Below are 26,995 nucleotides of genomic sequence, written 5' to 3' on the forward strand. Positions count from 1 at the left end.
TTCGGTTTAGATTAGTTAGACAATATCTTACTGTTTACTGGGTATTAATACGGTTTGAAGCGCCTGTGAATCAATAGAGAACGAAACTGTTTTTTCATTAAGCGTTAAACGTATAGATTTTGGTGTTTCAAATTCGTTAAAAAGAACTACCGCAATTGAGCCATCTGGATTCTGTGCCGCAGTTACCATAAGCTCATCATCAGAATTCTCAAGAGCAATCACCTTAGCATTTGGTCTTATATACTTACTAAAATGTGCCATGGTGTAATACAATGGAGTGAAATAAACTTCGTCTTTTTCTGGATCGACAATTACAGGGGCAACACACCAGTTTTCAAACCAATTTGGACCACCTTGCCTGTCTAAAACCATATTCCAATCTACCCAACCGTCAACCCAATTATTTAGGCAGCCAATAATATCTCTTGCGTAACGATTTACTGGTGCATATTTAGGGTGTAAATGTTTTTGTTCTTCTGGTGCCCAGTCCCATCCCCAATCGGTAGCTTCTTTTTTCCAATACCAAGCATCATCTTGCCACACAGGAACCTGAGAATCTATACAACCCTCAGTTTCTATTAAGTATTTATTTGGCGCCTTATTATGCGCATATTGTAAAGCTTCAGGAAAATAATCATAGGTGCTTTCATACCAATGAATTGCTGTTCCATCAAAATATTTAGATGATGCTTCATCTCTATACATTTCATCTACCCATTCTTTTAAACCTGCTCTATTTTGATCGTATCCTAAAATAATTTTATCGCCAAAGCCATCTGCCTCCAATTTTGGACCTAAATGAAACTCTACAAAATCGGTCATTTCCTTTGGTGAAAAATGCATACTTTCCCAGTTATTGCCATTTCCATGAGGTTCGTTTTCTACTGTAAAACCCCAAATTTCAATTCCTTCGGCTTTGTAAGCCTCTAGATATTTAGAAAAGAATAGTGCCCAAGTATCATAATATTCTGGTAGTAATTTACCGCCAACCCAGTTATTGTTATCCTTCATCCAAGGTGCTGCAGTCCATGGAGAAGCGAAAATATTAAACCCATCTTCTGAAACTGCTAAAGCATCTTTAATCATAGGAATTAAATCATCTTTATCTTCCTCAATGGTGAAGTGTTCTAGATTTTTATCGCCTTCAACGGGTGAATAAGAATAATTGGTTAATGAAAAATCACAAGAATTCATGTGTGTTCTTGTAAGCGAGTAATTAGCACCATCTTTAGCGAAATACGCCTGAATGATAGTATCTCTGTTTTTCTTACTTAATCTATTTAATAAATACGCTGAAGATTCTGTAAACGCCCCTCCAAAACCCGAAATAGTTTGAAATGTTTCTTCTGGGTTTAAAGTAATATTTACCGAGTTTTCATGAGACTTAAATGCTGAAACCTTAGTTAATTTATTTCCACTTTCCGATGTTTCAAATACTTCAAAATTCATCTGTTCCTGTTTATTATCACAACTTAATATTAAAAGCGTAGTTAATAAAACTACTATGTAATTCACGTTTTTCATTAATTCAAGGTTTTTACTGCGTTGTATTTATTTTTAATAATATAGAATGTTTCTTTTTTGTTTCTATCAATATCGACCATACCCCAAAACTCTTCATTTGGAGAGCCATCATAAGGAATACCAGAACTATTTGGTGCCCATCCACCAATGTCTTGTTTATCTGGGTTTCCTGCTTTCCACCAACCATCTGTAAATGAAAACATAGTAACTCCGGAACAGATATTTTGGTTTTCAAATACTTTATCTAAGATTTTTGAATTTGCCTGTGCCTGGGCTTTTTGATTTTCTCCTTTTTCAAAACCTTCCTTGGTTATAGTCATGTAGCTATCGCCTCCAGCTTCTGATAAATACATTGGTTTTATACTAACTTTTTCCCATTGCGAAAAGATCTCCTCTGGGTTATCCCATCGGTATACATTCATACCCCAAACATCAATATTAGGACAGGAGGAAAGTGCTAAAGCGTCTGGTAATTCGCCATGAGCAGTTGATACAAGATGTGTGTTATCAATTTGATGAATACTATTGGCTGCAGTATTTAATACCGTATACCAATTTTTAATATCGCCATTAAACCAATCTGGGTGATAATTATATTCATTACCCAGTTCCCACATTAAAATAGCACTATGGTTTTTATAACTTTTAACATAATTAAGGTAGTTTCCAGAAACAATATTGAATTTATCGTTTGCATCGTTGTATCCAAAACCCATAATTATTTTTATTCCAGAAGCATCAATTTCATCTAAAACTGTTTTATCATCAATAGGCTCATAAACACGAATAGTATTAATACCTGCCTCTTTCATAAGGGCAAGATCTTGGTATAAATTTGAAAAATCTCTTTTTGTACTACCTTTAGGAACAGGATGATAGCAAATACCTTTTATATAATAGGGTTTGTTATTGACATAAATATACCTTTCTGATTCTAAAACTGAAATTGTTGTTTTGTCCTTTTTACAAGACCAACAGAAACAAATAACTAAACATGTAAAAACAAACTTTTTCATAGGATTAAGCGTACTTATTTTTGAGTTATTAATTGATTTTCACTTGGAATTAAAACAGAAGACATAAGTGCTTTTTTATTTCCATTATACGTTTTTGTAATAGGGTTTCCATTTCTTGTTAGTCCTTTAAAAACATTAGAATCTACAGCATCCCAAAGCGCATATTTTGCTTTGCCATCGACAGTAAATAAACCAAAATGATTTTCTGAACCTTCAGGGTTTTTAGCGTCTTTCCAACTTTCATCGAAGGCTTCAAAATAAAAACAAGACATATTCGAATTGTTTGTCCAGTCTCGCATATGTTTGTAATACAATGCTTGTTTATACTCGTCTGTAGCTCTAGAACCGTGATTGCCGTAAAGCGCGTTTGAATGACTTGCCCAACCTGTTTCGCCTATGTGTATTGGTTTATTAGCGCCTATACTTATCATATAATTAAACACACTATTGTACTGAGAAACGGCATAAGATTTAGCTCTTAACATAACAACATCTAGCTTTTCTAAATCTGTTAACGTAGAATCTTTATCCTCTACACCCCAAAATACTGGATGATAATGCGTATCGTGCATAGGGTAGGTATGCATTGATATATAATCGACAGCATGAACTAATTTTTCTAAATCCTTAACATGATACTCGCTACCACCTCCGCCCCAAGAAGCGAAATTATCGGAACTTGTAATCCATAAATCCTTTGATAATTCACCAGAAGCTTTTAAATTTTGCAAATGATTTACCCATTTTAAAATAACTCCAGGTTGAACATAATAACTAGTTGCCCACTTTACCATAGCTTCATTACCCACAGCAATTACTTTAACAATATCTGGATATTGTTTTGCAAGTTTTACAGCTTTGTTGATTTCGGCTTCATTATTCTCAAAATCTTCAACATTATGGTTTGGCGCTTTATCTGTCCAAGCATTTTGGCAATCTATCCAAACACCAAGCATAACGTACATTTCAAAATTTGAATCCTCTTCCTTTAATTCACTAATAGCTTTTAATAAATTTGGTGCTTGTTGAAATTGCAAATTGTAGGTTCGTAAAATTTTTACGCCCATAGAAAACAACAGCCTCATATCTTCTTTTAATTCTAGTATGGTAGGTTGAATATCTCTTGTGTTTTGTCGATATCCACCATAGGAGATTGCTAGGTATTCTGGATTACCTAAAATATCAGCTGCTGTTAACTGCTGGTTTGCTTTTGGGTTTTCATTACATCCTAACATCATTAATATTATTGAAATTGATATATAATTTTTAAACCTTAACATGGTTTTGATTTCTATTTACTTAATAAAACTACAATTTGATTGACTGCTCCTTTTCTTTGAAATAATGATTCTGAGGTTTCTAAATCGAGACTCATTCCATCTAATTCAACGGTTTTACCATTGTTGTAAATAACTTTAATGCCTGTTTGGTTTGAAAGTTTATATATAACAGGAACTTTACAGTAGGTAAAACAAAGTGAATTCGATTCTATATTTAATTCTTGTTCTTCTTTATTTACATTGGTAAAACGGAAGGTTGATGCTGTACTTAAAAATTCCTTTTTTTGTAATAATTTAGGGTTAAATACAACTTTTCCTTTTTCAACAAAAACACCAAGTTCTCCAAATCTTGTTAAGACATCTTCTTTAACTTGCCCTGTCATACCCGGTTGTTGCGCGCCTTTGGTTGCTGGTGTGTGCGAATATGGATCGGTTGGAAAAGCACCATATAATTCTGGCGACTTATGCACCCCAATACCTGCGTTTATTTCATAATAGTGGTCTAATAACCGACCAATAACGGCATCGTCAGCATTTGTTCGAATTGCTATTAAACAATTCTCTTGAACAGCTAATGATAATTTAGAAACCATGTGCCAATAAATAGACCCTAAGCCTTCGTACCCAAAAAATGTTCCTGAACGCCCTGTAAAAGATTTATGATCGAAAATAGATTCGAAGGTTTGCAACAATTGATCTGTATCGCTTTCAACTAACAATTTATAAGAACTATCCAAATTATTTAAGGCAGATTTTAAGCTGTTTGCATTGTTAAAATTGCCATTAAAATGGTAATTACCGAGTACGTCTTGCTCTATAATTTGTCTGTTTCCATCAGCCACCAATTGCTTTAATAAAGGAGATTGCTCTACTTTATTAGAAGGAATATTGTTTTTCTTCTCAAACCTTGGTAATTCTTTATTTGGGTATAAAATATAGCTGTATTGATCTTCTCTAAACAGTGCACTATTTTTTAAACCATCTAATAAGTTTAAAGATTGAATAGGAGAGAGGTAACCCGAACTTAATGCCGCTACCTGACCCTCTAACATTTCTGATAGATAAGAAATTGACACCTCGGTATCGTTTTCAATAGTCATTAAATTATAAGCATGATACATATTATCATCTCGCTTATTGGCATTTATACTATGCTCTAAATATGCCTTGGTCACTTCAATAAAACTAGAAACATCCTCTAGTTTTAATTCTATTTTTTCATTTGAAAAACCTGCATTATAAATTAATTCTCTATAATTACTACCTGCGTTTCCTAAACCATCTAGAACCGTCTTTCTGTCTTTATCAGAAATTTGTCCGGCTAAAATATTGGCGTTTTCTTGAAGCGTTTTTACAACTCCGTTAAAAAATGTATTTAGTTCTTTAGAAATTTCTACTTGTTTAACCTCAGATTTAGAAACCAGCTTATCAAAAAAGTCTAAAAATCTATATAAATAATTGAGTGTTACCATAGACACGCCATTTCCTACTAAAGCGTTGTTTGCATCATTCCACTCGGGGCGTTGCGTATTTAACCAAATACCACCTTCGGGTATAAAGTTTGACATTTTAGCCAAAACGGTAGCCAATAATTTTTCGATTAAATTAACGTGATAAATAGTTGCATTTTTATCCCTTAATAGCGCACCATCGGCACCCAAAACCTCTCGTCTATTATCAATTTCACGATTTAAATCGTAATCAAAATCAATAGTATCTTTCGGGTTTTTTAAGGTATCATCGTAACTCTTTATAACGTATGGTACATTAGCGTACACGAAAATATTTTCTGAAAAACGTTTTTCTAGTTGATTTGGATAATAATCTTCAATAAACTCTAAAAATTTTAAAAGGTATATTATTTGATGATCACCCCAATAACCAATGTAAGACCACGGATCGTGTTCTTCAATAACCTCCCAATCAAAACCACCTTTGGTAACTCGGTAAGGATTGTAACCTTCAAAAGTAGTAGCGTTTAAAAACTTATGAATCATCCCTTCTATAAACTCAGGATACGAATGTGCAAGGGCTTCCCAATTTTGGAAAATATCTCGCCAGTTCCCTTCGTAATCTAAAACTTTAGAACCATCAACTTCATTTTGAGTATTAATAGAAAATTTGTTCCAAGGTCTACTTGGGTCGCCATGTCTTCTACTAAATTTTAAAGGTAGATACTCTAAACACAATCTTTTAAAATCGCTGTTTGTACTCTTTTCGCAAAAACTTTTTATATCATTTAGTGAAAATAAGTCTGGCAAAGCCTTTAAAGTGCTTTCTTTTTTACTAAAAACGTCTTTATTCGCTTTTTTTATATACTTTAAAAAATCGGCTTTTTCTATTTTATAATCATCATCGAAAATACCACCACGCATAATATTAAATAGCGTATTAGCAAAATGTCTTGTATTTGTAAGTCGATCTTCGGTAAGTTGTAAACCGTCTGCATTTCCTGTTATTTTTATAAGGTTTTCTGTTCCTAAATCTATATCCTTTTTAACACGTTCCGCAATGTTATTATCCGTCTTAATACTTTCGGAGATTTTAATGACATTAGTAATGGATTGATTTACATTAGCAACAAACATCCAACTTTTTTCAGCGTATGAATCTAGATTAATATCTGATGAAATAAAGTAAGCTCCCTTTTCTGCTTTTATATCAACCTCTTCATGGATGGGTTGACATTTTCTAAACTTATTAAGTTGTATTGAGGATAATAAATGTTTTGGATTATCCAAGCCAAGCGACCAAACGGTATTAGCTTTTAAGGCTTCGCTAGGCTCTGCTTTATCTACAATTACAGCACTTAAGGCAAAAATACCTAGTCCAGAATCCTTTTGTAATTCGCTTTTTTTGTAAGCATCAACAAGGTTACTTCTGCTATTTTGTAATTCTGAAGATACATTACTAGGAACAATATTTTGTAATCCATCTAAAACCGTTAAATTAATTTTTTTACTTGAATTGTTAATTAGTGTTGATTCTTTTACAAAACCAAATTGGTTACTAGAACTCCATTGGTAGCGGAAAGTAAGTCGTAAATCTTTATTAATTTCTTCAAAAACAACTTTATTACCGTAACTGCTTTTATATAAATTTCTAGTTGTATTATACAGCCCTGTTTGCCTTTCAGAAAACGGTTCCCACAGATAAGATTTCCCTTTTAAATGAATTTGAAAAATAGATTTACTTCCGGTAATATCGGCTAATTCGGTAATTTTATCATCTGTATAATAAGGAAATAACGCATATTCAGCATTTTTTCTTCCTGCCGTTAAACCGCCATTACTTGAGATAAACATCCAATGGTTAGAATCGCTAACGATGCTCATAAAAAATGGACGCATGTTATCACTATTAGAAATCTTAAAAAAAGTTTCACCATTAAGGGTTACTATTTCTGAAGCGATCTTTCCTGTTTCAGAAGAAATATATTTACTGTTTTCTGTGTAAGTTGTAGTGCTCATTAATTCAAATTATATTAATTCGGATACTTTAAAAAAACTCGAAGAGTTATAATTATACTTATTAGCCCTGTAAAATAAACCATGGCTCATTTTAAAATCTAATTAGTAATAAAGGGAATAAAAAAGGTCGATTACATTAACATAACCGACCTTTTTGTTATGTTTAAATTTATTGTTGACTATTGATAAACTCTTACGTAGTCAATTTCCATGGTGTCTTGAGTAAACTCTGAGTCTATTGTACCACCTAAAGTACCACCCATTGCTATATTTAAAATCAAGAAGAAATCCTTGTCGTAAAACGGTAAATCGGCGTTGTTATCCATGGATACAACCGCTACATTATCTAATAAAACGGTTAGTTTTTCTGGGGTCCATTCCAAACCATATAAATGGAATTCTGAAGACGCATTAGCAACAGACAATGTTTCTCCATAACTTGCATTAGCATTAGTACCTGTATCAAACCAATGATACGTACCAAGCGATGTGTTTTTGTCCCAACCTGTTTGTTCCATAATATCAATTTCACCACATGCAGGCCATCCCACATCTGGAAAATTAGCGCCCAACATCCAAATAGCAGGCCAAGTACCTTCAGCTCCAGGAAGTTTAGCACTTACCTCAACACGACCATACTTAAACTCGTATAAATCAATCGATTTTAGTCTTGCAGATGTGTAATTATTACCATCCTTTATTGCTGTAATTTTAAGCATACCATCTTCAACAATAACATTACTAGCATCGTTAGTATAAGTTTGTACTTCTTGGTTTCCCCAACCACCAGCACCTAAATCGTAGGTCCAGTTAGCAGTATCAGGAGCACCTGGATTATCAAATTCATCAGACCAAGCTAGTGTATTGAACTCAGATTCAAATACTGCTTCACCTTGAGTTGGCTTAACAGATGTAAACAATTGGTACCAAACATTAACATTACCGGCTTCAACATATCTTACATAAAGTTCATCATTGGTAACCGAAATAATATCATAACTACTTGCACCTGCATACCATCCCATAAATCCGCCATCAGATATTTCAAAGCTTGTACCTCTATAAGGTGCATCATTATACGAGCCTTCTAAGGCAGCTTTGGATGAAGAAGGTAAAAACGATACATCTTTAAGGCCAAACATGGTAGTTACTACAGATTCATCATGGCAAGTATCTCCATCTACTCCAATAACACCAGCATAAGTTCCTGGTACAAAAGCAGGACCAACAGTTTGTTCGAAAGTAAGACCTTCTTCTAATCTTGTAAATACAAATTCGTTAGTGTACATACATGATTTTTCTTCATCCCAAGGGCCAATTGTATTCCACCATGCAGGCCATGCAAATTCACCATTTCCATAATCATCTTCAAATGGACCTAAACCAACATGAGTTGGTAAATTAGCTGCCCAATACCATGTTTTGGAACCTCCAATTGTTTTTCCTGCCATCATATCAACAGCTTCAAGATCAGAGAATGAACTAAACACATCAACTTCCATAGAGGTACTCGATTTAACCCCACCTGCACCTATGGCACTAACAACAACAGTATATGTATTTACTCCTGTGGTTGTATACCTATGGGTAACATTTCCTGAAGGTGCTATTTCAGATTTACCATCACCAAAATCATATTTGTAACTAATTTCATTAGCCGCTGTTGCAGAAAATTTCACAAATCCAGTACCGTCTCCATTAGGATTATCGGCATCTACACCTTGAATTTCTGCAGTAATCGTTACACCTGTTGGGGAAATAATATCACCAACAGAAATATCATCTTCTTGACAACTAGTACTTACTAAAGCTAGCATCAAAAATAATCCGATATAATATTTTATATTTTTCATGTTTTTCATTTTATTGTTTAACCATTTTAAAGTACCACGTTTCTGTACCACCTGTACCACCATATCCTACAATTCTAAGTTCCATAGTGCTTCCTCCATCGGATAACACATAGTCATAAGTAATTGTGTTACCAACTGGTGCTCCATCTTCTCCCGAATTATGAACCTTTGGAATTCCTAAATAAGCCCCTAAACCAGATACTGTTACTGTTGTATCTGTACTCGACCAAGTAGCGGGGTTAGTCCCATCATGTGGGGCTATTGGTGTACCGCATGTCTCAGGATTGGCTCCTTGCCATGGTTCTAACCAAGTATCGGCACCTAAAACATTCATAAAGGTTCCATCCCCGTTAAATACGTACTCGTCATCAATCCAACATGCTCTTGTTGTAACATCATCTCCAAATTGGCCTAAAAACCACCAGCTAAGATCATCAGGAGCTGGTCCTACGGCTATAGCTCCATTTTCTGGTGCAATCTTCCATGTTCCTTCCAATGGTGAGGATGATTCTTTCTTAATCATTTTAAAATACCAGGTTTCTGTACCACCTGTACCACCATAACCTACAATTCTAAGTTCCATAGTGTTTCCTCCATCGGATAACACATAGTCATAGGTAATTGTGTTACCAACTGGCGCTCCATCTTCTCCTGAATTATGAACCTTTGGAATTCCTAAATAAGCTCCTAAACCAGTTACTGTTACTGTTGTATCTGTACTCGACCAAGTAGCGGGGTTAGTCCCATCATGTGGGGCTATTGGAGTCCCGCATGTCTCAGGATTAGCTCCTTGCCATGGTTCTAACCAAGTATCGGCACCTAAAACATTCATAAAGGTTCCATCCCCGTTAAATACGTACTCGTCATCAATCCAACATGCTCTTGTTGTAACATCATCTCCAAATTGGCCTAAAAACCACCAACTAAGATCATCAGGAGCTGGTCCTACGGCTATAGCTCCATTTTCAGGTGCAATCATCCATGTTCCTTCTATTGGTGACGGGCCTGAAGCTGTTTTCCAAAAATATAGGTTATCTATAAATATTAGACCGCCACTAGGTGTTCCAACAAATTTAAATTGCATAAGATTTTCTAACGGTAAACCTTGATCAGAAAAATCTGTTAATGGTATATCAAAACTATTCCACTGATTCGCTAATAATTGTTTAGTTACAAACCTTTCATCCTCGGGAGCAACACCACCTGGAAGTGGATAAATATCAATTGATAAATCTTCAGCAGACCAAATATCAATATGTAAGGTTTCCATAGAAGTGGCGTCAACAGGAGAGCCTATATTGATCCCTTCATAGTTTAAATTACTATACTGAATCATTGCATCACCATTCAATTCGAAAGGAGTATAAACTGTTGATTGTCCCCAATTTGGAAAAAAGTCTGTATCTGCAATATCTGTATAAACATCACTAAAAATGGATATAACGTCATTTTGACTACTAAAAGGAGAAGGAGCCGATTCTAGGGGTTGTAATATAGCTGTTACCTCAAATTCTACAACGTATTCTGTGGTTTGAATTGCTGCACTCATTGCAACAATTCTAATTGTATATGTTCCAGCATTTGTATATTGATAAGATATAGCTTCATCAATATTAAAATTAACAGGGTCGTCTTTTCCAGGTTCTCCAAAATATGCGGCAAAAGATGTAGCATAATCTGCGGTTGCTGTAACGTTTACTTGCTTTGAAATAGCCGCATCATTCTCAATAGTTACCACTAAGTTTTCTGGAGCTTTAAAAGATACTACTACATTTTGCGTTATTGAGGTTGTTAATCCATTTAAACCAACAGCTGTAATTGTAGCATCATAAACACCTTCTTCGTAAACGTGTTCTAACCTATTTCCAGGAATAATGCCTTCGGTACTAGCAGAACCGTCACCAGGCGTTATTGTATATGTTGCAACCCCGTCTCCTAGAGGTGTAATAGTTACAAGTCCTGTGTTATCTTGTGTTACACTTACTGCCGACGAAATATTAGCAGGGGCAGTAATGCTATTAACAAAATCTGTATCTCCATATGCATCTTCCTCACAACTCCAAACTAGAGTTATAATTAAGATGGTACTAAGAATATATTTTAATGTTTTCATAATGTATTTTTTAAGTTTTTAATAGCCCTCGTTTTGCGCTAATCCAGAAATATCTATTTCACGTTGCGGAATTGCAAATAATCCTTTTGTAGCAGTACTATATCCACTACCTAATACTGTGGCTGCTTGTCCAGTTCTAACTAAATCGAAAAAACGATCGCCTTCCATACCTAATTCTAGTCTTCTTTCATCCCAAATAGCTTGTACTGTTGCATTAACTCTATGGTTTTCGTCACCAAAGGCTCTGTCCCTTACCATATCTAAATACATTTGGGCATTTGCTGCACTACCAGAGGTAGCTCTAAGATTTGCTTCTGCAGCCATTAATAAAACATCTGCATAACGAATAATACGTTGATTGTTTTCGTAATTCAGTTCTATTTGTCCGCTTGTTTGCCCTTTTCTTGGCAAATACTTTTTATTATATAAATCGGTGTTTTTAAATGGTGCAACTTTAAAGGTTACATTAAAACTAGGATTGGCAGCTGCATAAGCTGCAACATCAAAACATGTAGCGTCTTTTCTTTGATCGCCATCCTCAAAAGCATTTGCTAAATCTTGAGTTGGTAAGTTTGTACTCCAGCCCGGGTTATAAGGCATATCGGCAGTACCGCTTAAGCCTCTAACACCACATTGTTGAACAGCATAATTTCCTTGTCCTCTAGTTTGACCACTCCAGTTGTAATATGGAGAACCGTTTGAGTATTGTACTTCAAAAATAGACTCTGGGCCATTTTCATTTTCTAATAAAAAGATACTATCATAATCTGCAATTAAACTAAAAGGGCCATTTACTACGTTTTCAAGCATTGGAACAGCTAAATCAAATTTTTCTTGATATAAATACACTTTTCCTAATAAGGCTTGAGCAGCGTATTTAGTAATACGACCTTGTTGAGATGCTGTTGGTGATAAAACACTAATAGCTTCCAATAAATCGGTTTCTATTTGTGCATATACATCTGCTTGAGGTGCTCTTTGTAATGATCCAAATTCATTAATACCTAATTTATCGTTGATAAATAAAGGCACATCACCAAACATTCTTGTTAAGTTAAAATAATAATATGCTCTTAAAAAGCGAACTTCTCCAAAAAGGGCTTCTTTACCTTCAAAATTTACTGTGTTTCCTAAAAGGTTAACATCTTTATATTTTAAAAGATAATTAGTTCTATTAACACCTTCGTAAGCTGATTTCCATAAATCTTCTAACGTACTATTATTTGCTAAAAGTTGATAATCGAAATCGTCTATATTTTGAAGTGTAAGTACATCGGAAGCATTTTCACCTCCAGCAACAGCATTATCAGAAGCAACGTCACCAATAACAACCATTTGGTTTAACCATTGTGTTGGTGAATAGCAGCTAACTGCCATAGTTTGATAATCTGATTCTGTTTGTAAATAATCTATTTCTGTTACAGCATACTCATCATGCGGATCGAATTCAACAACATCTGAACAACCCGTAAAGATTGAAAGTATAATGATTAACCCAATACTGTTTTTTATATTTTTCATACTAATATATTTTTTGGATTTTAAAATTTAAGGTCTAAACCAATTAGAAATGTTCTTGATTGTGGATAAGCCCCTCTGTCTATACCTGTATCTAAAATACCACCTGATATTTCAGGGTCATAGCCAGTATATTCCGTAAGTGTTAATAAGTTTTTAGCTTGCGCATATATCCGCACTTTACTAAATACATTATTTGAAGTTTCAGGTAAGGTATACCCTAAAATTAAACTCTTAATTTTTATAAAACTTCCATCTTCTACATATCTATCAGATGGTCTAATATTACTATTTGAATCATTAAATGTATAACGCGGGTTACTAGCATCGTTTGTTGTTCCTTCACCTGTCCATCGGTTTAAAATACCTCTATCTTTATTAGTATATAAGGCATTACGCTCGTAAGCTCTAAAAATATCGTTTCCTACAGAAGCATAAGTAAACATGCTTAAATCGAAGTTTTTATATTCAAATCCTAAATTCCAACCTAAAGTAAAATCTGCAAACGGATCTCCAATATCTGTTTTGTCATCATCATTAATAATACCATCATTATTAATATCTACAAAACGAATATCTCCTGGAGCCGCTCCTGCTTGAGTGGCATGTGCATCAATTTCAGCTTGATTTTGAAATAATCCATTAGTTTGAAACCCGTAAAAATAACCCGGAGAAAAACCTTTTTCGAATCGTGTAGCATTGTGTGCTTGACCATTAAAATAAGAACCACCGGTTACAAATGCAGTACCATCAGAATTAGTTTCTGTAACTAAGTTTTTAGAGGTCGTAAAAGTTAGTGAGGTATTAAAATTAAAAGCATCTCCACTGGTATTATAACCTAAAGTAAAATCGACACCTTTACTTTCTGTACTACCAATATTAGATTGTACAGGCTCTGATGTACCAGCATAAAGTGGCGGTGCATCTGTAAATAATAAACCTGCTACGGATTTATTAAAGTAATCAACTGTTACAGATAATTGGTTATTAAAAAATTTAGAATCAAAACCTATGTTATATTGTGTTTGTTCCTCCCAGCTTAATGTTGGGTTACTAAATGAATTTACTGTAGCTCCAGAAACAAACTCTGTTCCAAAAGTATAGCCATTACTATTTGCGGTTGAGTTATAACTTGGTCCGCCAACTGTAATGCTTACATATTGTGGATCCACATTTTCGTTACCTACTGTACCATAACTTCCTCTTATTTTTAAGAAATTAATGGTTTCAGAATTATAGAAATCTTCGCTAGAAACGACCCAACCTAAGGACCCAGCATAGAAATTTGCAAATTTATTATCGTCACCAAAAGCGATAGAACCATCGCGTCTTGCTGAAAATGATGCTAAATACTTATCTTGATAATCGTAGTTAATCCTACTAAAGAAAGACATATTTCTACGTTCTAAGTCTTGATAACTATACCCTGTATAAGCATTTGTGTTTAATTCTGTATTAACACCTGTAGCAGCACTAATATCTGCCCAAGCCCAAGAGTTATCTCTAACATCTTGTCTAGTAGTCCCTATTTCGTCACCCGTAGATTTACTTCTTGAAAGCCCTAAAACAACATCAAAATTATGTTTTTCATTAAGATTAAAACCATAAGTTAAAAAGGTTTCAAACGTATAGCTAAAGTTAGATTCTTCAGTTTCTGAAACACTGTTATGGAATGACGGTATTATACTTGTAGTACCATCACCATTATCAACAGTTTGCATTGGTACTGTGCCGTTTGGTAAATATTGACTAGATACATTATTTGGTCCGTAATAGGCTAATGGCGTAAAAGTTTTAGAAACATTATCCCACTTAGTATACCCTAAACGCGATGTAATTTTAAGATTATCTAGTATATCATATTGAAACTCGAATTTACCATATAACTTATCGCCGTTATTTTCATTATAAGTATCATCTAATCGTTGAACTGGATTAAATATTTCTGATAATAATAAATTACTATACCCATAAGTTGCAAAATCGTTAGGGTTGGTATTATAAACTGATACCGTAGGGTCGAAGTTTATAGCATTACCTAAAATAGAGTTAAATGAATTTTCTGCAATGGTTTTGCCTTTTATATTGGCATAACTCGTGTTAACTAAAAATTTTAATTTTGATGTTAATTGAAAATCTAAATTTGCTGTAAAGTTTACTCTATTAAAATTAGATTTATCATTACCACCAACAACACCACCTTGGCTTAAATATCCAGCTGATAAAAAGTAGCCCACGTTTTCTGAACCTCCTCTAGCTGAAATAGAATGTGAAGTTAAACTGGCGTCCTTAAAAACTTCGTCTTGCCAATCTGTACCTCTACCTAAACTAGAAATATCGGAGAAAATTAAATTTCCTCCAGCTGCCACACTACCTTCATTAGCCATTATAGCATATTCTGTTGCATTTAATAAGCCTAATTTTCTAATAACAGATTGTGTACCTGTATAGGTGTTATAATTGAATTCTGTTTTTTGATTTTTTCTTCCGCCTTTAGTCGTAACAACAATAACACCGTTACCACCTTTAACACCATAAATAGCTGTAGATGCAGCATCTTTTAAAATATTAAGCGATTGAATATCTCCTGAACTAATAGAATTTAAATCATCTAAAGATTGTGGCACACCATCAATAATAACTACTGGATCTCCTCCTGTGAAAGAAGGAATACCACGTACTAAAACTGTTGGTTTACTTCCTGGTGCTCCACTTTGAATTACAGAAACACCAGAAGCACTACCTTGTAAAGCTTCTTCAACCCGGGTAGGTTTTAGGTTTTCAATTGTTTCTGATTTAACTGTGGAAATAGCACCAGAAACTTTAGTAACTTTCTGCGTACCATAACCAACTACAACAACTTCTTCTAATTGTGCTAAATCTTCTTGTAATTGTACAGTTAATTTGTTGTTGTTCGATACCACTATTTCCTTAGTTACATAACCAATGTAACTAACCATTATAGTGGATCCTTTTTCTACTCCTGTTAAGATAAAGTTACCATCAAAATCTGTAGTGGTTCCTTTAGAGGTGTTCTTAACAATGATGTTCGCTCCAGGAATAGGAAAACCAGTTTCATCCTGAACATTTCCGCTTATATCTATATTCTGCGCACCTACGAAGGTTATAAAGAATAAAGCTAAAACTTGTAATAGCGTGTGTCTCATAAATATGTTAGTTTTTGTTTAAGGTAAAATTAAGAAGACCTTAAGGTATTATTAACAAAAAACACCTCAACAAAAAATATACATGATAAAAAAAAGTATCAAATTATATGAAAAACCCAATAATTATAGGCTTTTATTATCAAATTATACCTTAAAATATAATATGTAAAAAAGTAAAAAAACACTCAATGTTGTGGTGTTGTATAGGTGGAAATTAATCTTGTTGTGGAAATTAAATTTCTAAAATGTAATTTGTAAGACTAGATTCGCGAGCTAAATCCATTTTCTTTCTTAACCTGTAACGTTTCACCTCTACACTTCGTGAAGAAATATTTAATAAAGGTGCTATTTCTTTTGAAGATAAATTTAAACGTAAATAGGCACAAAGACGTAAATCGTTTGCTGTTAAACTTGGATGTAAACTTTTAATCTTTTTTAAAAAATCTTTATCGGCATTATTAAAAGCTTCTTGAAACAGATTCCAATCATCGGTATTATTAAGGTTTTTATCAATAATTTTTATAACCTTATTAATATTTTTTCCTTCGGCATTTTCTAATTCTTTTTTAATGGTATTTAAAAATTCGTTTTTCCTTATAAGATTCATTGTAGAAAGACCCAATTCTCTATTTTTAGCATCAATATCTTCTCTTAATTTTTCGTTCTTAAAGCGCATTAATTGCTGCTTATTCTCTAATTCTTTAAGACTTAATTCTCTTGTGGCTTTTAACATTAGTCTTTCGCGTTGCTTTCTATAATACCGCTTATAAATAATATGCATAAACAGGGAAAATAATAATATTGCAAGCACGTAAAGCGCAATTGCTAGGTTTGATAAATACCATGGCCTTTGTATCTGGAAAGTAAATGTTTTAATACCTTCTGTAAATTGATAGCCAACTCGACCTCTTACACTAAACGTATATTCACCAAAAGGAAGGTTTTCAAATAAAATAGTACCCTTACTAGACCAATCGCTCCAATTGTTATATAAACCAACTAGCTTATATTGATATTCTGGTTTTTGTATTTTAGAAAACTCCGAAATACTATATGAAAACTGGATATTGTTTTCTTTGTTTTTAAATTCGGGAACAGTAGTTATATCAACATATTTAATACTATCTTTTACTTTAGAGGTACTTACTTTTATTTGATTTATGGTAATCTCATGATCTTGGTTACCTAGTTTATCTAAATCCAAAACAAAATATCCGGTGGTGGAACCAAATAAATACTTTTGGTCTCCCAAATGTGTAACGCTTTCATAATCTAACACCCCTTTTCTTAAATCTTCGGAAAAAGAAATGCTGTTAATTCTATTGTCCCCACTTAAACTAGATGTCGTAGCATACTTAATTCCTTGAGATGAAAAGCTCCATAATTTATTTGTTAAACTATCTGAAACAATTATACCTGAACTAAAATTATCTTTATCAATTAACTGACTTAATACACTATCCTTTACAAATTTATTAGAAGCTTTTTGATACTTAAAAACGCCGTTAATATTTGAATATAAAATATCGCCGTAGTGTTTTGTTAAACTAGAGTTATGCTTAATAGGCATTAGGCTATCCTTGGTAATTTGTATTATTTTACTAAACCCTTTATCCATTTTAATATTAAATGCCCCCTTATATTCATGGACAAGGTACACCTCATTATTATCAATAAACTCAAAGAATCTACTAGAAATATCGAAACCTTTTATTTTATTTCTAAACTGCCATTTGCCATTACTTTTATGTAAAACATTTAATCCGTTATAATTCCCCTGAATTAGTAAATCTTTATGCTTAGCAATAGGTTTAATTTGCCAAGTACCCTGAACATTAGCTATTTTGGTAGCCTTTTTGTTATTAACTATAAAAGTACCTGAATTATGCCCACAGAACAACGTATTATTAATAATATCTAAACACCAAACTTGCCCTTGAGTACCTTCTAAAAATTCTACTTTTTGGTTACTATCTAATGGTTTACAAAATAACCCTTGATTTGTACCCAAATAAAGCTTGTTATTATATATTTTAGAAGTATAAACACTACCTATCTTACCATTATAATCATAGTAAATATGATAAGGCGATTTAATATTTATGCAGTTTATTCCGTTATCTAAACCTAGCCAAATATTTTTATCGATATCCTCATAAAGTGCTAAAATTGTATTATTACTTAAACCATTAGATTGGTTAATTTTATAATTTACATCGCCATTTTGAGTAATATGAATAAGGCCATTAGAGATGGTGCCTAAAATAAAGCTCCCATCTTTAAGTTGTATACTACTAAAGACACTTATATTTTTTAAAACTGCTGAAGCAGAACTAATCCAAGGATTTAATTTATTATTTATTAGTTGAAAAAAACCATGGTCTTGCGTAAGAATAATAGGTGTTCTATTTGAAGTAAAAATATTTACAATAACATTGTTTTTAATAAGATCGTTATTAGAAACTAAAACGCTATTTCCATTTTCTATTTTATATAAACCATTATTTAAACTTTGAAAATAGAAATTAGTATCTACTTTAAAAAGTCTAGATATTTTAGTTGGAGAGTTAACAATACCATAACTTTTAGTTACTTTATTATAAATAATAATACGATCTAGAGATTGAAATAATATGGAATTATCCATAGACATGATATTCCAAAACTCTTCATCTTCCAGTAAATCGATTTCTAAATGTTTGGAAAGTGATGTATAATTTAAAACCCCATAATTATTTTTTTTCCAATACCCAAAATCGTGATAACTCCCCGTATAAATCAAACTATCTATAACATGAACAGCCCTAATATTGGTTTGGTTTGGCGAATCATAAAACGTCCATTTCGCGCCGTTATATTCTAGCAACCCTTTATTATTAGCAACATATATAAACCGACTACTAGATTGCGAAATAGACCAATTTTGTGGTTCTGCCCCATAATCTTCGGGATAAAATACATTTATCGGTGGTCTTTCTTGAGAAGCTGCTTTTAAAAAAAACAAACACAAAAAAAGAGACACTAGGTATTTACTATATTTCACTAGTTTTAGTTTTGTTTAGTTACCAAGGTAGTAAAAACAGCTTGTATAAGCAACACTGTATAGTTTATGTATTGAGAAATTAAAATGATATAAACGCAAAAAACCTTCTAAATAGAAGGTTTTTCTTATATACTTATTTTTTATTTTTAGGAGAACTTATTCTTCAACCTTTGTGATACTTCCACCTAAAATTTTACTTTCTTCAATTTCTTTTGGATTTCCATAAATTAAAATTTCACCACCAGCTCTCACCTTGGCTACTACTTTTTTACTAGCATTTACTTGAGCTTGGCCAGCTGCTTTAATAGAAACTTGGCTCACTTCTGTTTTTAATTCTTTACCGTTATAAATCCCGCCAGTATAAATAGAAATATCTTGATTATTTGCTTTACCGGATGCCTTAACCGTACCACCAGTTACCGCACGAACATTAGTATATTTAACACCGAGGATGACATCAATATAAGCGCCTTCTTGAGCATTTAAATCTATTTCGAATTGCTCAATAAGATCTTTTGAATGTACTTTTGCACCTTCATTAGCATCAATAACATCAACATTAGTATAAAATAATTTTACTTTAGTATCATTACCATCAAAAGCTTCTTCAAACTTCATTTTTATTTTTAAAGTACCATTTTTATTATTTACTAAAACGTGTACAGCATTCTTTCCGGTAACGGAAACTTTATCGATATCCGATTTTATTAGTTCTACTTCTATTAAATCATAAACTTTTAATTCGTTAAACTCTCCAACAGTTTTTTCTATTGGATTTTGTGCTAAACACACAGTTGTTACAAACAGTACAATTACTTTAATTATAGTTTTCATTGGTGTTATTGTTTTTTATTTTAACGCAAAACTATCAAGAATTATTCCATTAGTTATTTACTTTATGAAAACTTTATTATACGCTATTATAAAACATTAACAGCAGTACCTGTAACAGATATAAAGAAATAGGATCCGGCTTCGGTTTCCATATCTAATTGAATGCCTACAATAGCGTTAGCTTTTAAATTAGCAGCATTTTCTTTTAAATTTTGAAAGGCTTCTTCTTTTGCTTTATGAATAACCTCTGAAATTAAAGCATTGTTTTTTTCGGTTTTAAAAGAAAAAGATGTTTTTATAACACTTGATACACCGGTAACAATACCTAAGTAATCATTAATTTTAAAACCTTCTATTGAATTTGTTGTTGTTAATACCATGAAAAATTATTTTGGTTATGCTTTTAGTTTGCGTTAGGGATTGAGGCTTTGTTGAAGCTCTTTTTGCATTGGTGCACATATGCAACACAAAAAAGCGACTGCCGAAATGTTTACATTCATGAGTTCATTAATTTATAATGGAAACTAACGAACTAAATCCCGCTACTTGTGGTAACGCCCTAATAGTTATAAATATATTATTGTTGTGGTTTTCCTAATAGATTAAAATCGAGATGTTTTTTAACTAAATCGGTGTTTTTAACTTTAACGACTACCTCGTCACCCAATTGGTAAACCATGCCGTTACTTTTACCAACCATAGCGTATAGATCTTGATCGAAGGCGTAATGATCGTCTTTCATATCGCGAACGCTAACCATACCTTCGCATTTATTAGTAATTATTTCTACATAAATCCCCCAGTCTGTTACGCCAGAAATGACACCAACAAAGGCTTCGTCCTTATGGTCTTCCATAAAACGAATTTGCATGTATTTAATGGAGTCGCGTTCGGCTTTTGTTGCTAGGTTTTCCATATTACTGGAATGGTTACATTTTTCTTCGTAATCCTCTTCACTAACCGATTTTCCGCCATCTAAATAGTGTTGTAGTAACCTATGGGCCATAACATCTGGATAACGACGTATTGGCGATGTAAAGTGGCTATAATAATTAAAAGCTAAGCCGTAATGCCCAATGTTATGGGTGGTATATTCGGCTTTACTCATACTCCTAATAGTTAAAGTATCAACCAGGTTTTGCTCTTTTTTACCGTTTACTTCTTTTAGTAAATTATTTAAAGATGCGGTTGTACTTTTTCTATCTTTGAAATTTAATTTATAACCAAAACGACCTACAACATTTTGTAATGAGGCTAGTTTACTATCGTCTGGCTCGTCGTGTACACGGTAAACAAATGTTTTTTTAGGTGATTGTTTACCAATAAATTCTGAAACTTTTCGGTTTGCCAATAGCATAAACTCTTCGATAAGTTTATTGGCATCTTTACTAGTTTTAAAAAATACGCCTACTGGATTAGCAGCTTCGTCTAAGTTGAATTTTACTTCTACTTTATCAAACGAAATGGCTCCATCGCGCATGCGTCTCCCTCTCATAATTTTTGCTAATTCGTCCATTTTTAATATGGCATCGGCTAATTTTTGATCGGTTTTATATGTTTTCCCTGTTAAAGAAACCTCTGCGGGAATAACATTGGTTTTAGATTCTATTACCGCTTGCGCTTCCTCGTAAGCATAACGTGCATCACTGTATGTTACCGTTCTGCCATACCATTCGTTTTTAATTTCTGCTTTATCATTTATTTGAAAAACTGCCGAAAATGTATATTTTTCTTCGTGCGGACGTAAAGAACAGGCGTTGTTTGATAATACTTCTGGAAGCATGGGTACCACACGATCTACTAAATATACAGATGTGGCACGCTCGTAAGCTTCATCGTCTAAAATAGTACCTTCTTCCAAATAATGTGATACATCGGCAATATGAATTCCTATTTCGTAGAGTCCGTTATCGAGCACTTCAAAAGACAGAGCATCATCAAAATCTTTAGCATCTTTAGGGTCTATGGTAAAGGTTAAATCTTTACGCATATCGCGACGTTTTGCTATTTCTTTTTCGGTAATAGACGTGTCAATGTTGTTTGCAAAAGTCTCTACTTCGTGTGGAAATTCTAATGGTAAACCATATTCTGCAAGTATAGCATGAATTTCGGTGTTGTGTTCTCCTGGTTTACCGAGAACTTCAAGTACTTTCCCGTTTGGAGAATCGGCCTTTTCTGGCCAATCCTCTAATAATACTAATACTTTATCGCCATCTTCGGCTTTATTTATTTTGTTAATAGGTACAAAAATATCTTTGTACATTTTATTACTATCAACTACTACAAAAGCAAAATTCTTTTTCTCGTGTATTTGAATAAGACCAACATACTCTGACTTTGCACGTTTTATTATATTGGTAATCTCACCTTCTGCCTTACCACGTTTTCTTCGTTTGTAGGCATAAAACTCAACTTCATCGCCATGTAATGCTTTGTTAATATTATTGGATGCTATAAAGACATCGTCTTCAAAATCGTCGCAAATAATATATCCGTTTCCTTTAGCCGCTAAATCTAGTTTTCCAATGTGATATTCTGTGTTAACAACAGCTTTAAATTTACCTCGTTCTACTTGTTCTATTTCTTGTTGGGTAGCTAATTTGGCAAGCGTTTTTATAATTTGATTCCTACTACTGGCATCGTTAACTCCTAATTTGGCCGCAATTTGCTTATAATTAAAACTCTGGTTTCTTTCTTTTTTTAAAATACTTAAGATGGTATTTGTTAAGTTGGAAATACCTTTCTTTTTGGATTTTCCTTTTCTTTTTTTACTCATGTAATTATTGTAATCTTTATATTTCCTAAGGTATTGGAAATTTGTTATTAAATAGCATTATTAATGTGAAGAATTTGCTTTTTCTTTTTACAAAGCTACGGTTTTAATATTAAATGGGTGTTTTGTTAATATTATTTTATGAAAAAAGGCTCACAAATTAATGTGAGCCTTTTTAAGTTTTTATTCTATAACTTAGCTTTTATTAATTTTTAACAACCTGTTTAAATACTGTTCCTCCCTTATTTTCAAGCCGTAATATATAAATCCCCTTTTTTAAACTACTAAAATTTATAGTTTGTTTATTGGTATTTAAAACTATTATGCCTTGTAAATTTATGACTGTAATCTTATTAATAGTATGAATACTTTTTACTGTTAAAATATTACAAACAGGATTTGGAAAAATATTGTAATCAGCATCTTCTGTTTTGTTAATTTCTGTGCAGCTTTCGCTTATTTTTGCATGCTTATCAAAATTAATGTGTTTAGAGGTATAACTATTTTTATTTAAATAACTAATGTCTTCTTTATCTACCTGAATACAATATAACTTACTATTTTTTGTTGTATTTAATGCAGTAAATTTTGTTTCTTTTTCATTTTTCAGGTTTAAACTTTCTAATTGATTAGAAGAGCAATCTAAGGCCGTTAATGCTGTATTTGAACTTAAATCTAATTGGATGAGTTTATTATTTTGACAATACAATGTTTCTAAAGCAGTAAAATATTCAATACCCGTTAAATCTGAAATACTACTTTTACTAATATCTAATTTTTTTATACTTTTAATGGCACTTATAGATACATAATTATCTAAAAAATCGTCATAGCCGAGATCTATTAAATGTTGCTCAAAGTAATTATCAGGTAAGTAAGCAGATAGATCATTATTACTACAATATTCAGAATATCTAGCAATATTATCTTTACCATTATACCAATTAGCATTACTATATTCTGTAAAATCTACTTGAATACAGGTTAAATCTGGGTTTTGTTTCGCATAAAAATATTCAATTTGCCTGTTATTACCATTTTTTAAATTTAATCTAGTTAGTTTATTATTACTACATTCCATTTTTCTTAAATCTGTATGAAAACTCAAATCTAAACTCCCTAAATCATTTCCAAAACAACTCAACACTTGTAAAGCTAGATTGGAACTCAAATCTAAACTTCTTAAGTGATTTTTATAACAAAACAATTCTCGTAAAGCTAGATTGGAACTCAAATTTAAGGTACTTAATTCATTACTATTACAGTCTAAATATTCTAACTGCGGATTAGAGAACAAATTTAAACTGGTTAATTCATTATCATCACAAACCAACGTTTTTAAAGATGTGTTTGAATTTACGTTTAAGGCTATTAAATTATTAACACTAGAATGTAAAGATTCTAAAGCTATGTTAGAACTTAAATCTAAAACGATTAATTCATTACTTCTACAATCTAAAGATTCTAAAGCTGTATTAGAACCCAAATCTAAACTGGTTAATTCATTATTACCACAACTCAACATTTTTAAAACTACATTAGAACTCAAATTTAAAGAGGTTAATTCATTAAAACTACAACCCAATATTTCTAAAGCTGTATTAGAATTCAAATTTAAAGCGCTTAATTCATTATTAAAGCAATGCAACTCTATTAATGCTGTATTAGAACTCACATCTAAAGTGCTTAAATCATTCAGTGCACAATTCAAATATTCTAAAGCCGTATTAGAACTCACATCTAATCTAGTTATATTATTATCCTGACAGTAAAAGGTTTTTAAAGCAGTAAAACCTTCAATACCTGTTAAATCTAATATATTTTTATTATTTATATTTAAACTTGTTTCTCCACTTATATTAGATGTTAATACATAATTATCTAAAGCATCATCAAGTCCTAAATCTATTAAGGCTAGTTCGAAGTTATCATCGGGCACGTAAGTTCGTTGTGCTGAAAGTGTTGTAGTAACTAATAGTAAATAAATAATAAAGTTAAATTTGTTCATGATTTCTCAATTTTAATTATTGAATTAATAGTGTAAAAAACGAAATCATTTATATATTAAATAACAAATATTTTAATACATAAAGTATTGTTTTTTTACACACTTAAATATATTTAGTATTAATTAAAAACCATTCTTCTATTGTAACATTATATGCAATTATTATAACATTTTAAGATAATTTATTGAATTGAAAGGTTATGTTATTTAATTTTTGAAATAGTAAAAAAAAACGTTTTTTTATCTTAGAAATAACGGAATACCTTTTTAATATTAATAAAAAAGGCTCACAAATTAATGTGAGCCTTTTTAAGTTTTGAAAGAATTATTACTATTCTTTGAGTATTTTTTTGGTTGATTTGCCTTGGTTGGTTTCAACTTGGATAAAATATATGCCCTTGGATAGTTTAGAAACATCCATAGTATTTTGCATCTCTTGATTAATAAGTTGCCCTATATGATTATAAATACTTAGTTTTTTTAGTTCAAAACCATTTTGAAGATGAATAGTAAGCTTTTCTGAAATTGGATTTGGATATAACCTAAAACTAATATCCGATATTTCGTGTACACCTAACGATTCGCAACTTTCACTAAATTCAGTAAACTTATCTATACAAAAATGTTTAGCTCCATCACTTTTCCAATAATTACTACTATAATCCTTATTATCTACCTGTATACACATTAAACCATTATTTCCAGTAGTATTTAAATAAGTAAAATTAGCATTATTGCCATTTTTTAAATTTAACGCTTCCAATTGATTATCGGAACAATTTAAATATGTTAGTGCGGTGTTTAAACTTAAGTCTAAGTTAGTAAGTTTATTGTTTTGGCAGTACAATGTTTCTAAATCAGTAAAATATTCTATACCGGTTAAATCTGAAATATTTTTATTACTAATATCTAGTTTTTGTATATAAATTAATTTATCTAACAAAACATAGTCATCTAAAATATCATCAATCCCTAAATCAATAAAATATTGCTCGAAAAAATTATCAGGTAAATAAACCAAAAAAGGGTTAAAACAACTATTATTATAATTAGCAATATCATCTTTATGAGACCAATTTGCGTTACTATAAGCGGCATCATCTACCTGAATACATGTTAAATTAGGATTTGAGGTGGCCTCAAATCCTAATACTACGTCGCTATCAAAATTTATATTATTTCCGTTTTTTACATTTAAATATGTTAATTCGTTATCCGCACATCGTAATCGTACAAGGGTAGTATTTGCACTTACATCCAAACTTGTTAATTGGTTTGTAACGCAGTATAGCAATTCTAACTTTGGGTTTAAACTAACATTTAATTGGGTTAATTCATTACTATCACAATTTAAAGTTTTTAAATTTGGAGTGCAAGCAACATTGAGAGATTTTAAATCATTAACATTACAAAACAAGGTTTCTAATAATCCATTAGAACTTAAATCTAAACTTGTAATATTACTATAAGAACAATCTAAACTTACTAAACTTGTAAAATCCTCAATACCAGTTAAATTTATAATACCAAAATCATCATTTCCAAATCTACTATTACTCACATCTAAATTTGTAATATTATTTATATTACCTGATACTACAAAATTGTCTAAAACATCATCATAACCTAAATTTATTAATGCCTGTTCAAAATTATCATCGGGTATATATGTTAATGATGGTAACAAACAATATTCATCGTAAAAAGCAGTATCATCTTTAAAAGACCAGTTCGCGTTACTATAAGCAGCATCATCTACTAAAATACAGGATAGATCAGGATTACCACTAGCATCAAAACCTATTACAATATCAGAATCAAAATTATGGTTATTTCCATTTTTTACATTTAAAAACTCAAGCTTATTATCCCCACAACGTAATCTAACAAGATTATGATTTGATCTTACATTTAAACTTGTTAATTCGTTAGTTTCACAAATTAAAACTTCTAAAGCCGGGTTAGAAGTTACATTTAAACTTATTAAATTATTAGATCTACAAATAAGCCATTTTAAAGCTGTATTAGAACAAACATTAATACTAGTTAGGTCGTTAATTTCGCAAAACACATACTCTAAAGCAAGATTGGAGCTTAAATCTAAACTTGTTAAACTATTAATACTACAGTTTAATTCTTCTAAAGCAGTAAAATCCTCTATACCGGTTAAATCCTGTATACCAAAAATATCGTCATCAGAAAATCTAGAATTACTTACATCTAAATTTGTTATACCATCAATATTACTTGTTAGTACATAGTTATCTAAAACATTATCATAGCCCAAATTAATTAATGCCTGCTCAAAATTATCATCAGGAACATAAGTTTGTTGTGCAAAGAGCATTGAGAAATAAAAGAATACGGAAAGAAAAGAGTAAAATGTTTTCATCATA

General features: G+C 31.9%; 14 protein-coding genes. All 14 read right to left on the reverse strand.

The annotated features are described in order from the left end of the window. Nucleotides 1-27: 27 nt before the first annotated feature. A complete protein-coding gene (locus tag ABJM36_RS07245) occupies nt 28-1,449 on the reverse strand; it encodes a glycoside hydrolase family 30 protein (RefSeq protein WP_348450683.1) in 1,422 nt (473 codons plus the stop codon). A gap of 74 nt (nt 1,450-1,523) precedes the next feature. Continuing rightward, a complete protein-coding gene (locus ABJM36_RS07250; RefSeq protein WP_348450685.1) occupies nt 1,524-2,540 on the reverse strand; it encodes a glycoside hydrolase family 2 TIM barrel-domain containing protein in 1,017 nt (338 codons plus the stop codon). Between the two features lie 14 nt (nt 2,541-2,554). Beyond that, nucleotides 2,555-3,778, reverse strand: a complete 1,224-nt coding sequence (locus ABJM36_RS07255; protein ID WP_348450687.1) for a glycosyl hydrolase family 17 protein — start codon at nt 3,776-3,778, stop codon at nt 2,555-2,557. 53 nt (nt 3,779-3,831) lie between these two features. Beyond that, a complete protein-coding gene (locus ABJM36_RS07260) occupies nt 3,832-7,290 on the reverse strand; it encodes a hypothetical protein (RefSeq protein ID WP_348450689.1) in 3,459 nt (1,152 codons plus the stop codon). Nucleotides 7,291-7,469: 179 nt separating this feature from the next. After that, nucleotides 7,470-9,143, reverse strand: coding sequence for a family 16 glycosylhydrolase (locus tag ABJM36_RS07265; protein WP_348450691.1), 1,674 nt, complete (start codon nt 9,141-9,143; stop codon nt 7,470-7,472). Between the two features lie 10 nt (nt 9,144-9,153). Beyond that, nucleotides 9,154-11,256 carry a hypothetical protein gene (locus tag ABJM36_RS07270; protein ID WP_348450693.1) on the reverse strand — a complete coding sequence of 701 codons (2,103 nt, stop codon included), beginning with the start codon at nt 11,254-11,256 and terminating at the stop codon, nt 9,154-9,156. Nucleotides 11,257-11,274: 18 nt separating this feature from the next. After that, nucleotides 11,275-12,777, reverse strand: a complete 1,503-nt coding sequence (locus tag ABJM36_RS07275; RefSeq protein WP_348450695.1) for a RagB/SusD family nutrient uptake outer membrane protein — start codon at nt 12,775-12,777, stop codon at nt 11,275-11,277. Nucleotides 12,778-12,797: 20 nt separating this feature from the next. After that, complete coding sequence (locus ABJM36_RS07280; protein WP_348450697.1) at nt 12,798-15,941, reverse strand: TonB-dependent receptor; 3,144 nt, start codon at nt 15,939-15,941, stop codon at nt 12,798-12,800. 232 nt (nt 15,942-16,173) lie between these two features. Beyond that, on the reverse strand, nt 16,174-18,984 hold the full coding sequence (locus ABJM36_RS07285; RefSeq protein ID WP_348450699.1) for a triple tyrosine motif-containing protein: 2,811 nt from the start codon (nt 18,982-18,984) through the stop codon (nt 16,174-16,176). 156 nt (nt 18,985-19,140) lie between these two features. Next, nucleotides 19,141-19,818 (reverse strand): head GIN domain-containing protein, encoded by a 678-nt coding sequence (locus tag ABJM36_RS07290; protein WP_348450701.1) that lies wholly within the window; start codon nt 19,816-19,818, stop codon nt 19,141-19,143. An 86-nt stretch (nt 19,819-19,904) separates the two neighbouring features. Next, nucleotides 19,905-20,198, reverse strand: coding sequence for a heavy metal-binding domain-containing protein (locus ABJM36_RS07295; protein ID WP_348450703.1), 294 nt, complete (start codon nt 20,196-20,198; stop codon nt 19,905-19,907). A gap of 197 nt (nt 20,199-20,395) precedes the next feature. Beyond that, complete coding sequence (rnr, locus tag ABJM36_RS07300) at nt 20,396-22,594, reverse strand: ribonuclease R (RefSeq protein WP_348450705.1); 2,199 nt, start codon at nt 22,592-22,594, stop codon at nt 20,396-20,398. 202 nt (nt 22,595-22,796) lie between these two features. Further along, nucleotides 22,797-24,599, reverse strand: a complete 1,803-nt coding sequence (locus ABJM36_RS07305; protein WP_348450707.1) for a T9SS type A sorting domain-containing protein — start codon at nt 24,597-24,599, stop codon at nt 22,797-22,799. Nucleotides 24,600-24,930: 331 nt separating this feature from the next. After that, the gene (locus ABJM36_RS07310; protein WP_348450709.1) at nt 24,931-26,994 is read right to left on the reverse strand and encodes a T9SS type A sorting domain-containing protein; all 2,064 of its coding nucleotides are present in this window, start codon (nt 26,992-26,994) and stop codon (nt 24,931-24,933) included. Nucleotide 26,995 lies beyond the last annotated feature (1 nt).

The organism is Algibacter sp., from assembly GCF_039977455.1.
Classification (GTDB): Bacteria; Bacteroidota; Bacteroidia; order Flavobacteriales; family Flavobacteriaceae; genus Algibacter_B.